Source organism: Flavobacterium johnsoniae UW101 (genome assembly GCF_000016645.1).
Taxonomy (GTDB): Bacteria; Bacteroidota; Bacteroidia; order Flavobacteriales; family Flavobacteriaceae; genus Flavobacterium; species Flavobacterium johnsoniae.
Genome location: NC_009441.1, coordinates 593,392 through 607,398 on the forward strand (window position 1 = coordinate 593,392; position 14,007 = coordinate 607,398).

General features: G+C 33.1%; 14 protein-coding genes. 7 read left to right on the forward strand and 7 right to left on the reverse strand.

Going from position 1 to position 14,007, the window contains the following annotated elements; translation table 11 throughout:
• Window positions 1–125: 125 nt before the first annotated feature.
• Window positions 126–596, forward strand: coding sequence for an Lrp/AsnC family transcriptional regulator (locus FJOH_RS02935; protein ID WP_012022648.1), 471 nt, complete (start codon window positions 126–128; stop codon window positions 594–596).
• Between the two features lie 177 nt (window positions 597–773).
• Here FJOH_RS02935 and FJOH_RS02940 read toward each other — a convergent pair whose 3' ends face one another.
• From FJOH_RS02940 to FJOH_RS02950, 3 genes are all read right to left on the reverse strand, one after another.
• Complete coding sequence (locus FJOH_RS02940) at window positions 774–1,457, reverse strand: zinc metallopeptidase (protein ID WP_012022649.1); 684 nt, start codon at window positions 1,455–1,457, stop codon at window positions 774–776.
• Window positions 1,458–1,556: 99 nt separating this feature from the next.
• Entirely contained in the window at window positions 1,557–2,192 is a 636-nt protein-coding gene (locus FJOH_RS02945; RefSeq protein WP_012022650.1) for a response regulator transcription factor, read from the reverse strand.
• Window positions 2,185–4,197 carry a tetratricopeptide repeat-containing sensor histidine kinase gene (locus FJOH_RS02950; RefSeq protein WP_012022651.1) on the reverse strand — a complete coding sequence of 671 codons (2,013 nt, stop codon included), beginning with the start codon at window positions 4,195–4,197 and terminating at the stop codon, window positions 2,185–2,187. The genes FJOH_RS02945 and FJOH_RS02950 overlap by 8 nt, the downstream gene beginning before the upstream one ends.
• Window positions 4,198–4,363: 166 nt before the next feature.
• On the opposite strand from FJOH_RS02950, the gene FJOH_RS02955 reads away from it, so the two are divergent.
• On the forward strand, window positions 4,364–4,771 hold the full coding sequence (locus FJOH_RS02955) for a hypothetical protein (RefSeq protein ID WP_012022652.1): 408 nt from the start codon (window positions 4,364–4,366) through the stop codon (window positions 4,769–4,771).
• Between the two features lie 75 nt (window positions 4,772–4,846).
• Here the strand turns inward: FJOH_RS02955 and FJOH_RS02960 are convergent, their stop codons facing one another.
• The 4 genes from FJOH_RS02960 to leuS all read right to left on the reverse strand — a co-directional run bounded on the left by FJOH_RS02960 (window position 4,847) and on the right by leuS (window position 9,951).
• Window positions 4,847–5,443 carry a hypothetical protein gene (locus FJOH_RS02960; protein WP_012022653.1) on the reverse strand — a complete coding sequence of 199 codons (597 nt, stop codon included), beginning with the start codon at window positions 5,441–5,443 and terminating at the stop codon, window positions 4,847–4,849.
• The gene (locus tag FJOH_RS02965; protein WP_012022654.1) at window positions 5,430–5,903 is read right to left on the reverse strand and encodes an RNA polymerase sigma factor; all 474 of its coding nucleotides are present in this window, start codon (window positions 5,901–5,903) and stop codon (window positions 5,430–5,432) included. The genes FJOH_RS02960 and FJOH_RS02965 overlap by 14 nt, the downstream gene beginning before the upstream one ends.
• Window positions 5,904–5,908: 5 nt before the next feature.
• Window positions 5,909–6,754: an alpha/beta fold hydrolase gene (locus FJOH_RS02970; protein ID WP_012022655.1), complete on the reverse strand. Its 846-nt coding sequence runs from the start codon at window positions 6,752–6,754 to the stop codon at window positions 5,909–5,911.
• Window positions 6,755–7,086: 332 nt separating this feature from the next.
• Window positions 7,087–9,951: a leucine--tRNA ligase gene (leuS, locus tag FJOH_RS02975; protein ID WP_012022656.1), complete on the reverse strand. Its 2,865-nt coding sequence runs from the start codon at window positions 9,949–9,951 to the stop codon at window positions 7,087–7,089.
• A 187-nt stretch (window positions 9,952–10,138) separates the two neighbouring features.
• Between leuS and FJOH_RS02980 the strand changes: the two genes are divergently transcribed.
• From FJOH_RS02980 to truB, 5 genes are all read left to right on the forward strand, one after another.
• The gene (locus tag FJOH_RS02980; RefSeq protein ID WP_012022657.1) at window positions 10,139–10,735 is read left to right on the forward strand and encodes a molybdopterin-dependent oxidoreductase; all 597 of its coding nucleotides are present in this window, start codon (window positions 10,139–10,141) and stop codon (window positions 10,733–10,735) included.
• 242 nt (window positions 10,736–10,977) lie between these two features.
• A complete protein-coding gene (locus FJOH_RS02985) occupies window positions 10,978–11,853 on the forward strand; it encodes a cell division protein FtsX (protein ID WP_012022658.1) in 876 nt (291 codons plus the stop codon).
• Window positions 11,854–11,937: 84 nt separating this feature from the next.
• Window positions 11,938–12,195: a DUF3098 domain-containing protein gene (locus FJOH_RS02990; protein ID WP_012022659.1), complete on the forward strand. Its 258-nt coding sequence runs from the start codon at window positions 11,938–11,940 to the stop codon at window positions 12,193–12,195.
• 89 nt (window positions 12,196–12,284) lie between these two features.
• Window positions 12,285–13,082 carry an undecaprenyl-diphosphate phosphatase gene (locus tag FJOH_RS02995; protein ID WP_012022660.1) on the forward strand — a complete coding sequence of 266 codons (798 nt, stop codon included), beginning with the start codon at window positions 12,285–12,287 and terminating at the stop codon, window positions 13,080–13,082.
• The gene (truB, locus tag FJOH_RS03000; RefSeq protein ID WP_012022661.1) at window positions 13,082–13,771 is read left to right on the forward strand and encodes a tRNA pseudouridine(55) synthase TruB; all 690 of its coding nucleotides are present in this window, start codon (window positions 13,082–13,084) and stop codon (window positions 13,769–13,771) included. The genes FJOH_RS02995 and truB overlap by 1 nt, the downstream gene beginning before the upstream one ends.
• Window positions 13,772–14,007: the final 236 nt, after the last annotated feature.

The window sequence follows — 14,007 nt, forward strand, 5'->3', positions numbered from 1 at the left end:
ATTTATAAAATTCCAAATTCCAATTTTATGTTGGGATTTGGAATTTTTGTTTTCACCCACCTTTTAACTACATTTGATTTCTATTCTAAACCCAAATCACAATAAATAGTTTCAAATTATAAGTTATGAAAATCAACTCCCTCTTAATTGAAATTGACGGTATCGACAAAGAAATCCTTCGATATCTTATGGACGATGCCCGAAAGCCCATTTTACAAATCGCTAATAAAATTGGTATTTCGGGAGCTGCAATTCATCAGCGGTTAAAAAAACTGGAACAATCCGGCGTAATTTCCGGATCTAAATTTACAGTTAACCCAAAAGTTTTAGGCTACAACACAATGGCTTTTATTGGTGTTTATCTTGATAAAGCTTCCCGAAACTCTGAAGCCGTAAAAGAATTAAGAAAAATTCCAGAAGTCCTGGAATGTCATTATACAACCGGAAACTGGTCGGTTTTGATAAAAATTATTTGTCGTGACAACGAACATTTAATGCAGCTTTTAAACACTAAAATCCAGGCTATTGAAGGTGTTTCAAGAACAGAGACTTTTATTTCGCTGGATCAGCAGATTGACAGACAGATTCAATTGTAAATTAGATAACAGCCGATTTGATAATTCGATAAATACTTAAATCATTTTCTTGAAAGATTTCGACTTCGCTCAATCTGGAAGCAAACACCAAAGTGATAAAAAAACAAAACCCGGCAGGTTTTAAACTGTCGGGTTTTATGATAAATTATCTAATTGACTAATTATCTAATTCTCAAATTAATTCCTTCTGTTCGAATAAATCGAGATATAGTACAACAACGTTGCTATCGATCCCAAAGCTGCAACTACATACGTTCTTGCAGCCCATTTTAAGGCATCTTTTGCTCCAGCCTGCTCCTCTTGTGTCAACATGTGCTTATTTTCAAGCCAGGCTAAGGCTCTGTTACTTGCATCGTATTCTACCGGTAATGTTATAATAGAAAACAATGTTGTTACCGCAAAAATTATAATTCCCACTAATAATAACTGCGGAAAAGTTCTAATCATTAAAATTCCTGCTAACAAAATCCACTGCATAAAGTTTGAAGCCACGCTGACAACAGGAACCAGCTTAGAACGCATTGTTAACCATTCGTAACCAATTGCGTGCTGTACTGCATGTCCGCATTCGTGTGCTGCAACCGCTGCTGCCGCTGCATTACGATGACTGTAAACAGCCTCACTCAAATTCACCGTTTTATCTGAAGGATTGTAATGATCTGTTAACTGACCCGGAGTCGAAATAACACGAACATCTGTAATTCCATTATCAGCAAGCATTTTTTCGGCGATTTCTGCACCGCTCATTCCGTTTCTTAATTGCAGTTTAGAATATAATTCAAATTTACTTTTAAGTTTTGCACTCACCATCCAGCTAAACAGCATTATAGCTCCGGCGAGAATTAAATATCCACTTCCCATGTTTTTACTTTTTTTTGATTGATTTTAAATTTACAAAACAAACAGCAAATTGTAAACCATTTTAACAAAATGTCATTTTGGCATTTTTTCGGACACTTTTTAGTCTAAAAGATTATTTTTTAAAAGCAGAGTAATTAATTCTGCGACATTTTTGGTTTTGTATTTTTGAAGAATATTACGTCTGTGTGTTTGTACAGTTAAAAAACTCAGAAAAAGTTCATCAGCAATTTCCTGAGTCTGTTTTCCTTTTGAAAGCAAAAGTGCAATATCTTTTTCTCTTCTGCTTAAACTCGGAATATTATCTAAATCTTCAGATAATGGCTGGCTTACAATCGTTTTTACCTCATCACTAAAAACAATTTCTCCTTCAATTGCTTTGTTAATACAGTTTTTAAACTCTTCAAAAGAAGCGCTTTTTAAAATATAACCATTTCCGCCATTTTGAATAAACTGCATCACAAGGCTTCGTTCAGACTGACTGCTCATACCAATAACAATAACCTGAGAATATTTCTGTTTAATAGCTTTACACAAATCTATTCCGGTTACTACCGGCAGAAAAATATCTATTAAAACCAGATCGACTTCGTTGTTTTCGATATAATCGAGAAGCAAAGCTCCGGATTGCATTTTCTCTACAATTTCAATATTATCTAAATCAGACAGCAATCCTGAAATTCCAGAAATTACAATTGGATGATCGTCAACCACAACCATTTTATATTTTTTACTCATTTTTTTGATTTTCGTTTATGACATTCAGTTCTATATAAACGGAAGTTCCCTGATTTATTTTACTGTCGATTTCTAATTTTCCGCTTAAAAACTCTACACGGTTGTGAATATTCTTTAATCCCATTCCGTTTTTACTCTTTGCTTCTGAGAGATTAAAGCCAACTCCGTCGTCTTCAACCGTAATAAAAAACACGTCTTTATTTTGAGAACACGAAACCAAAACCTGTGATGCTTTTGCATATTTTAAAGCATTATTCAACAGTTCCTGAATAATTCTGTAAATCATGATTTCGTAGTTTTTAGGCAGTTTTGATTTCTTAATCAAATATTGAAACTCAATTTTAGTAACTGCATTTGAATTTGCTGCGCATAAATCTCTTAAAGCGTGTTCTAAACTAAGTTCAAGCAGACTTTCAGGCATTAAATTCTGCGATATATTTCGGAGTTCTTTTATTGAATTATCCAGCAGCGTATCAACATTATTAACCGCTTCTCCATTATCTTTTTTAGCCAGGTTTAAATGAATTTTTACTCCCGAAAGCATACTCCCAAGTCCATCATGTAAATCTCTGGCAATTCTTTTTCGTTCCATTTCCTCACCCTGAATCAAAGCTTTGGAAACAGAAAGTTTATGCCGGTCTTCAAAAGATGATAATTCCTGTTTAAGGTTGATTTCTTTTTGAATGCTTAATTTCTTTTGATTTTTATTAAAAATCCACAAAAACAAAACAATAAGAAACAAAAGAAAAGACAGACCCGCAAAAAGCACAGAATTAAGACGGTTATTATTTACCTGCAAAGCTGCGTTATCATTTTGTGACTGCAGTAAAGTTATTTTTTTCTCGCTTTCGGCTTTTTTATACTTTGCTTCGAGTTCTACAATCTCGCTTTGAAACTTGGTATTATTTAAACTATCATTCAAAGCATTGTATTTATGAGAATAAAAATAGGCTTTATCATAATCTTTTGTAGCATTGTAAACTTTTGCCAATTCATTATAATAATTCTTTTTATCTACAACAAAAGGAGTATTTTCTAAAAGGTAATCTAAGTTGCTCTTTGCCTTATCATAATTTTTTAATTTAAAAAGCACCTCATATTCTGCAAATTTCAATCGGTTTAAAGCAATCGCATTTTGATGTTTTTCGGCAGATTTTATTCCCTTTCCATAACTTTCTAATGCATTAGAGTTTTTATTCTGCTTTGCATAATACAATCCTTCAGAATAATAATAAGAATCGTTTAGGTTAGATTCCGGAAAATCTTTTAATGTTGAAAATGCTTTATCGAGTATTTTTTTAGCATCATAAAAATGCTGTAATTCGATTAAATTTTCGGCATTAATTATATAAGTTTCCATTTTTGACTCGGCGGCAGTTGGTGATTTTTTAATAGCTCTTTCAATATATTTTTGAGCTTCGCTTAAATATTCACTCGCTTTTCCTCGTTCATTATTATTCATAAAAATAATAGCAACCGCTTTATACAATCCGCTTATAAGTTCATAATCACGACTTTTTTTTGCTGCAGGAATGGCTTCATTTATGAGCAGTTTCATGTAAACTTTTTCGTTGTTTTTGCGCTGCTGCATGATTCCATAATTCTGCAGAATAATAGCGCGGATTCGAAATGCTTCGGTATTAAAATATTTCTTTAGTTTTTCGTTACCGTCAAGCAGTGTTTTTTCAAATCCCTCAACATCTCCTTTCTCTAAAAAGGTGGATGAATTATAAAAAATTCCGGCATCTCTCAAAAACGGATATTTGTCTTTAAGACTGTTTGCCTGTGCTAAATATTCTTTTGATTTTTTGGCGTCCTGAATCATCAAATACAATTTTGATAATTTAAAACTGTAAAGACATTTTATACTGTCGGATTTTGTGTTTTTAGTGATGTTGGCAATACTGTCAATATACACAGAATCATCATCTAGAGAAAGAATAACCTGTGAATTCGAAACGGCAGATAAAAATAAAAAAAGTGCAAGTAAGTAGATTTTCTTCATAAAGCAGGATTTATTCAAATTTATCAAATTAAAAAACGTTTCAAAAAGAAATCTCTCACTTTTACCTGATATCAGGTAGTGAAAAATGCATTTTATCAGGTATTGCTCCCTCAGATATTAGATTCTAATTTTGTTAAAAGAATTTAATTAATTAAAAAAAACAACCATGAAATCAATTTTGAAAACAGCGGCGCTTGTATTGACTCTTGCTTTTACAGCAGTTTCTTGCAGCAGTGATAATGACAACGACAATGGTAACTCAGGAACAGGATCAAGAGATGTAAAATATGAAATAACAGGAAACTACACAGGGAAAATGGATGTTACTTATATGGAAAAAAGTGGCGCTCCACTTATTGAAGATGTAACTACACTGCCTTGGACTAAAGAGTTTACTGCTGATGCAGATTCTGATGGAGCACTAGTGCACACAGGCGGTTATGGTGGAGTTGCAGGACAAACTTTGACAGCTAAAGTTTATGTAGGAGGAAAGGTAGTATCTGAGTTAACAGGAAAAGCAGACAGTGATGGAATCATTGTTGTGCATCCTAAAACCTACATCTTTCCTAGATAGTATTTAAGATTAGAATTTAATATTTTTTTTGTTTTTGGAAAAAAGAAAGCTTCGCAATTTGCGAAGCTTCTTTTTTTATATCCCTAACTGATTGTTTATTTCCTCAAACTTATCAATCAGACTATTTATTTTTTCCTGCTGTTTTTTGATTTGTTTCGGACGAAGATAAAACCAATTGAATAACATCCAGAACAAAGTAATTCCATACGTTAAACCTGCTCCTAACGCTGTCATTCTGCTGGCGTATTCATACATATACAAACAAATTCCAATTGTAAGAGCTGTAAAGTAAAAACTCATCATTTTAGTTTGAAGAAACTGCTGTTTCTTTTTTATTTCAATTAATTTCTGCAAATAATCGTGATTGGTTTGATTTGCTTCAATGTTTTTATAATTCCCTAATAATTTATTGTAGGTCATTAAATAAATCAACATTGCCAAAATCACCATAACAATTCCAATTTTAGTCGAAATAAACTGCGGCTGATAATAGAACCAAACAAAGGCAATAAAGATGCTGGTTGCAAGAAGCAAAATATTTGTAATCCATAAACAACGCAGTCCGGTTTTTTTAAATTTATTTACTCTTGCCAGCAAATCGGTCATATCTGGCTGACTTATGGCTTGTTTTTTCCATAAATCTTTAAAATCTATATTGTTATCGTTGTCCATTTTCTTTAAATTTTTGAGTAAGTTTTTCTTTTATTCTATGAATTTTCACTCTGACATTGGCTTCAGAAAGTCCGACGATTTTAGCAATTTCATTTTGTTTGATATCTTCTAATTCTAACGAAATAATAATACGATCGGTTTCTGGAAGCTCAGCAATGCATTTGTACAAGAATTGAATCTGAGGTTCTAATGAAGTTTGTTTTTCTTCTGAAAGATGAATCGGCAGTTCTGATTTTGGGAAACGCTTTTGTTTTTCTATCTGCCTCAGACAATTATTAGAAGCTATTCTAAAAATCCAGGTTCCAATAGAAGACTCATTTCTAAAAGTTTCTAATTTCTGCCAGACAATTATAAAAGTTTCCTGAGCTAAATCCTGAGCAGCATCATAATCGTTCACGAAACCCATGCAAAGCCTGAAAATTCTATCCCAATATATTTTGTAGATTTGTTCGAATTCCATTTTTATTATTTTAAAAAAGTGCTCAACTGCTCTAAATACCAAGCTGTATCATCGTACATAATAAAATGCAGTCCATTTGTGGCGTATTGAAAATTAGCAGTTTTTAAATTCTTATACTGATCTTCAATAGCCGGTTTTAAATTTATAAAATAAGATTCTAATAAAATTAAAGCCGGGCATTTAATCTGAGAGATTTTATCCCTTAAATCAACATTAAAAAAGTCACAATACATTTGCCCAAAAGTTGTTCTGTCTGATTTTACACTCCAGTCTACAACCATATCCATTTTAGAAGTATTCGCTAAAAGCCGCGGCATAGTTTTTTTCTGCATATCATAAAACTGATCATTGGTCAATCCTGTCATTTGATTTACAGTTGAAGAGCAGTCGTTATTTATTTTTGATTTAAAAGCGGGATCATTTAAAGCAGCTAAACAAGGAAGCGCATCTACAACAACAATTTTGCTGATCAAATCCGGATAATCAGACGCTATTGCAAGAGCGAGCCCTCCGCCCATACTATGACCAATTAGAATTGGTTTTTCAATATTATTATCTTTGATATAATTTACAATTCCGTTTTTCCAATTTTCAAACGAAGCATTAGATTGTGGTTTTATCCCGGCAAAACCTGCCATTGTAAGTGTATAACAAGTAAAATCATTTTCGAATGCGGCTTTGGTTTCATTCCAAACGTCGCCAGAAGACGCAAAGCCGGGAATAAATATTATAGATTGGTCTCCGTTTCCAGTTTTTAAAATTTCAAATGGGAATTGTCTTGTCTGTCCGAAAACATTTAAACATAAAGCTGAAAATAAGAATGCAATAATTAAGATGATATACTTTTTCATTTTTAATAGTTTTAAGTTATTAATTAATCGGATCCGTTCTTTGGATACGAGAACTATTAAAATGTTACAACTCAGATTATTTTTTTTATGAAAAATTACTAATTCTAATGTTTGCGGGGTTTTTAACCGCAAAGGGCGCTAACTTTTTTCCTCAATTTTTGTCATTGCGAGGAACGAAGCAACCTCACTAAAATAAGACCCAAAAATTGATGCAGTAAATGAGATTGCTTCGTTCCTCGCAATGACATAAAATAAAAAAATCCCAAACCCCAATCGTAAAATTGGAATTTGGAATTTGGAATTTGGAATTTTTATATTGAGAAATTATAAAATTAACCTACAAGGTTGATGATCTTTCCAGGAACAATAATCACTTTATTTGGTATTCTACCGTCTAATTGTTTTTGAGTTCTTTCGTCTTTCATTACGATTTCTTCGATTTGTGCTGCGGTTAAATCCAAAGGCAATTCGATTGTAAAACGCATTTTTCCATTAAAAGAAACTGGATATTCTTTATTCGTCTCAACTAAATGTTTTGCATCAAAAACAGGGAAAGCCACTTCTGAAATTGAAGTTTTATGTCCTAACTGTGCCCATAATTCTTCTGCAATGTGAGGCGCGTACGGTGAAACCAAAATTGCTAATGGCTCTAAGATCGCTCTTGAATGACAGTTTTGAGAAGACAATTCGTTTACACAAATCATAAATTGAGAAACCGAAGTATTGAAAGAGAAATTCTCAATGTCTTCTGCTACTTTTTTGATTGTTTTATGCAATGATTTTAAATTGTCTTTTGTTGGTTCGTCGTTGTTTACGATTAAACCATTATCATCAAAATACAATCTCCATAATTTTTTCAAGAAACCAAAAACTCCAGAAATACCAGCAGTATTCCAAGGTTTTGCCTGCTCTAATGGACCTAAGAACATTTCGTATAAACGTAATGTATCAGCACCGTATTCTGCGCAGATATCATCTGGAGTTACAACATTATAGTATGATTTCGACATTTTTTCAACCTCGCGACCTACAATGTATTTGCCGTTTTCATCAAAAATAAATTCTGCTGTATTGAAATCTTCTCTCCAAGCTTTGAACTTTTCGATATTTAATTCATCCGAAGAATTAACAAAATGAACATCAACGCGAATTGGCTGTACATTTTGACCTTTAATTTTATTCTTAGATACAAAAGTATTTGTACCTTCTAATCTGTAAACATAAGCCGTTGTCCCCAAAATCATTCCCTGATTGATCAGTTTTTTGAATGGTTCTTCAGTTGGAGCAAAACCTTTGTCTTTTAAAAATTTGTTCCAAAAACGAGAATACAATAAGTGACCTGTTGCGTGCTCACTTCCTCCAATGTATAAATCTACATTTTCCCAATAAGCCAAAGCTTCTTTGCTTGCAAATTCATTTTCGTTGTGTGCATCCATATAACGCATCCAATACCATGAACTTCCCGCCCATCCTGGCATTGTATTCAATTCTAAAGGAAAAATCGAAACATTATCAACTAAATCTGTATTGACAACTTTATTTTCTTTTATGTCCCAAGCCCAAACTGCTGCATTTCCTAAAGGAGGCAAACCGTCTTCTGTTGGTAAATACTTCTCTACTTCTGGCAAAATAATTGGCAAATGCTGTGTATCGATCATTTTAGGCAATCCATTCACATAATAAACCGGGAACGGTTCACCCCAATAACGCTGACGAGAGAAAACAGCATCACGCAAACGGTAATTGGTTTTACCTTTTCCTTGTCCGATTTCTTCTAACTTATAAATTGCTTTTGCTGTCGCGTCTTTGTAGTTTAATCCATTTAAGAAATCAGAAGCTGCGATTTCAACGTTGTCTTTTGATCCGTAAGCAGCTTCAGAAATATCAACATTAGCGAAGATATTTTTGATTTCCTGCATTCCGTTCTGACCTTTAAAGAAATTAGCGAAAGCATAATCTCTTTCATCTCCGCAAGGAACCGCCATTACAGCACCTGTCCCATAACCTGCCAAAACATAATCACCAATCCAAACCGGAATAGCTTCTTTTGTAAATGGATGTTCTGCATAAGCTCCAGTAAATACACCAGAAATAGTTTTTACATCGGCCATACGCTCACGCTCCGAACGTTTTGCTGTTTTTTCGATATACGCTTCAACAGCTTCTTTTTGTTCTGGAGTTGTAATTTTAGCAACCAAATCGTGTTCTGGTGCCAAAGTCATAAAAGTAACTCCAAAAATAGTATCAGGACGAGTAGTGAAAACCTCGATTACTTCATCGTGATTTTTCACATTAAAAGTCACCAAAGCCCCAACCGATTTCCCGATCCAGTTTCTTTGAGATTCTTTTATAGACTCACTCCAATCGATATCATTTAAACCTTGAAGTAAGCGTTCGGCATAAGCAGAAATTCGCATACTCCATTGTGTCATTTTTTTTCTTATAACAGGAAAACCTCCACGTTCTGAAACTCCGTTTACGATTTCGTCATTTGCCAAAACAGTTCCTAAGCCTGGACACCAGTTTACTTCGGTTTCTGCCAAATACGTCATTCTGTATTGCAACAAGATTTTCTCTTTTTGGTCATCAGAATAAGATTTCCATTCATCAGCCGTAAAAATCGTAACATTATCGTCGCAAACTGCTTCAACCAATGCATTTCCGCTTTCTTCAAAAACAGTTACAAGCTCTGAAATATCAAATGCTTTTCCTTGTTTTCTGCAATACCAAGAGTTGAACAATTGGATAAAAATCCATTGTGTATGTTTGTAATAATCAGGATTTGATGTACGCACTTCACGCGCCCAGTCAAATGAAAAACCAATTTTATCTAATTGTTTTCTATAACCCGCAATTTGTTTTCCTTCTTTGTCAACACCGCCGTCAATATTTACGCGTGTTGTATCTTCTGGACGCTGTCCTGTCTGAATCGCATATTGTTCTGCAGGTAATCCAAAACTATCGTAACCCATTGGGTGCAAAACATTGAAACCTTGATGTCTCTTGAAACGAGAATAGACATCTGAAGCTATATAACCCAGCGGGTGCCCAACGTGTAATCCTGCTCCAGATGGATAAGGAAACATATCGAGAACATAATGTTTCGGTTTTTCAGAGTTATTTTTTGCTGCAAAAGTTTGATTTTCTGCCCAATATTTTTGCCATTTGGCTTCAATTTCGTTTGGATTGTACTTCATTTCTAAGTGACTAAGATTCTAAGTTACTAAGGTTCTAAGCTTTTCACTAAATTAATTTAGCCGCAAATTTACATTTATTGTTGTTTGTTACAAAGCTATTTCATTGACAAACAAATAAAACTTCAAAATACTTATCCTAATTAAGTAAAAATACGTAATATTGAATCTACATTAACTATTCCATTTTATGAAAACAAAAAACTACATACTAATTCTGTTCATTGCATTTTGTTGTTCAATGTGTAATTCTTCCAAAAAAGACAAAGAAGAAACTATTTCTAAAGAAAAAATCTCAAAAAACCCAAAACATGGACACCCAACCCTTACTGCCGAAGACAGTTTGAAACTGGTTAATCATTCTATTGAAGTAAAAGGCGATGTTGAGTTTTCACTACAACTAACTGTTGATTCACTAAAAAAAATGAAAGTTGTTACTATTGACAATCTAAAAGTTACTGGAAAAAATGGAGAAACCAAGAGAATTATTAAAGCCTGCAAAGGTGTTCTTTTGAAAGATATTTTAGAAAAAGCCAAAATCAGACAAAACGGACATAAAGACCGCAATTTTTATATCGTAGCCAGAGCTTCAGACGATTATAAAGCAACTTTTTCATGGGCTGAAATTTTTAATAACCCAACAGGCGAAAATACTTATGTATTGTTTGAAGAAAACGGAAAACCTGTTAAAAACGGTGAAATGATTTTGATTTGTAAAAACGACATCAAAACTGGACCAAGACATGTTTACTGGCTTAAGAGCATTGAGGTTTACAAAGTGAAATAGTTTTTTTGAGAGTTTAACCGCAAAGTACGCAAGGTTTACGCAGAGTTCGCAAAGCTTTATCAACACAAAGCTTTGCGAACTTTGCGCTTATATAAGGTTAGAGAATTAAAAAACCTTGCGTACTTTGCGGTTAAATCAACATTTTATTCAATATCAAATCGTATATTTATAATACAAAAGTTTGTTATTAACTTTAAATAAAGAAATTCTTTATTATTTTTACCCCATAATTTAAGCATACTATGAGTTCTAACTTTGATAAATTTCAAAAACGCAGGTTAATTTCCTCTTATTTTTCGGTAGTATTAAGTGTCTTCTTAGTTTTATTCCTTTTGGGAGTACTAGGATTATTTATCATTAATTCTAAAAAACTGGCTGACGATTTTAAAGAAAAAATCGCTATGACAGTTTTCTTTAAAAATGAGGCAAATGACAGTATTATCAAAGCTTTTAACTCTGAATTAAAAAGAGCTCCTTTTGCTCTTTCGTATGTTTATGTAACAAAAGAAAAAGCTGCAAAAGAACATACTGATATTATTGGAGAAGATTTCCTGACCTTTTTAGGAGAAAATCCTTTATTGAACTCATACGACATTCATTTAAAAGCAGATTACGTTGAACGTGACAGCATTTTAAAAATAGAAAGTGCTTTGCGTAAAAACACGATGATCGAAGATATCGTGTATGACAAACAATTGGTGAATCTGGTAAATGACAATATCAAAAAAGTTAGTATGTGGATTTTAATCATAAGCGGTTTCCTTACTGTAATAGCCGTTTTATTAATTAACAGTTCACTTCGTTTGTCTATACATTCTAATCGTTTTATTATTAAAACCATGCAGATGGTGGGCGCAACAAAATCGTTTATTCGTAAGCCTTTTGTAATGCGAAGCGTAAAACTGGGAATGCTGGGTGCTTTATTGGCAATCATAGCCTTAATTGGTCTTTTATTTTATGTAGAAACGAATTTCCCTGGTTTAGGAATTTTAGAAGACAAAGCTTTAATTGGATTAGTATTATTGGCCGTTTTCGGATTAGGCGTTTTAATTACATGGGTAAGTACGCATTTTGCAACACAGCGATTCCTGAATTTAAGAACTGACGATCTTTATTAGTTTTAGATTGCAGATTTTAGATTGCAGATTTTAGATTTAAAAAAAAATGCCTTCGACTTCGCTCAGGCTGACAAACACATAAAAATGAAAAACAACAACAATAAAGAAGAACAACAAGTTCAAAAACAGGAATTCCTTTTTGACGGTATCAATTATAAAATTTTATTAATTGGTATTGCTGTAATTGCATTAGGATTTATTTTAATGTCTGGCGGAGGAAGTGATAATTCAAATGTTTTTAATGAGGATGTTTTTAGTTTTAGACGTATTCGTTTAGCTCCAACCACTGTTTTAATTGGTTTTGGAATCACGATTTATTCTATTTTCAAAAAATCTAAATAATATAGGTTTATAGATTTCCTATTGAAATGCCCTTGGACTTCGCTCAGGTTGACAATCTGAAATCTAGAATCTGAAATCTAAAATTCTAAATGAACACATTACAAGCTATCGTTCTTGCCGTTATTGAAGGAATTACAGAATTTTTACCTGTTTCTTCAACCGGACACATGATTATTGCCTCTTCTTTTTTTGGAATCGCACACGAAGATTTCACTAAACTTTTTACGATTGTTATTCAGCTTGGCGCTATACTTTCGGTTGTCGTTTTATACTTCAAACGTTTTTTTCAAACTCTTGATTTTTACTTTAAACTTTTAGTCGCTTTTATTCCGGCTGTAGTTTTAGGATTATTATTGAGTGACTTTATCGACGGATTATTAGAAAACCCGGTTACAGTTGCGGTTTCACTTTTAATAGGCGGATTGATTTTATTAAAAGTTGATGAATGGTTTAACAATCCAAACGCGGCCGAAACTTCACAGAAAATCACGTATTTACAAGCTCTTAAAATTGGATTATTTCAATGTATCGCGATGATTCCCGGAGTTTCACGAAGCGGTGCCAGTATTGTTGGCGGAATGTCTCAAAAATTATCCAGAACAACTGCTGCTGAATTTTCATTTTTCCTGGCCGTTCCAACCATGTTAGGAGCAACGGTAAAAAAATGCTACGATTATTATAAAGCAGGATTTGAATTATCTCACGATCAGGTAAATATTTTAATCATTGGAAATGTTGTGGCTTTTATTGTAGCACTTCTTGCTATTAAAACTTTTATTAGCTTTTTGACTAAAAACGGCTTTAAAGTATTTGGCTATTACAGAATAATTGCCGGAATCATTTTATTACTGATTCACTTTTTCATTCACCCGCTTACCATTATATAATGACACCTGAAGAATATTTAGAAGGACAAGTTTTACTGATAGACAAACCTTTAAAATGGAGTTCGTTTCAGGCAGTTAACAAATTAAAATACCTTTTAATTAATAAAGTAGGACTTCCAAAAAAGTTCAAAATTGGTCACGCCGGAACTTTAGATCCTTTAGCAACAGGATTATTATTAATCTGCACCGGAAAATTCACAAAAAAAATTTCTGAACTTCAAGGACAGGCAAAAGAATACACGGGAACATTTTATATTGGAGCCACTACTCCATCGTATGATTTAGAAACCGAAATCGATCAGACTTTCCCAACAGAACATATTAACGAAGTTCTAATTCACGAAACGGTAAAACAGTTTTTAGGCGAAATCGATCAAAAACCGCCTATTTTTTCAGCTATTAAAAAAGACGGAGTTCGTTTGTATGAACATGCACGTGCCGGAGAATCAATCGAAATTGAAAGCAGAAAAACAACAATTCACGAATTTGAAATCACCCGCATTGCATTGCCTGAAATTGACTTTAGAGTAGTTTGCAGTAAAGGAACTTATATTCGTTCGCTTGCTTACGATTTTGGAAAAGCAATGAATTCAGGTTCGCATTTAACCGTTTTACGCCGAACCAAAATTGGTGATTATGATGTAAAAAATGCGATTGACATTACTTTATTCGAAGAAAGTCTTCAATAGAAACAACAGATTTTGTTTATCCGTTTCATGGATACACTTACTGTTTTTTTTAAAAACTTTAAATAAATAAAAAAGCACATTACTAAATGAAAGTAATGTGCCAGGCTTTAAAAAACAAGTAATACTATTTCATACTTATTTTAAATTTAATAGTGAGGCACATTTTTTCCTCCAAATAAAAATGTAGAGAAGAAATCATAAAACCTTTCGAATAACTTTTTCATAATAGTGTATTT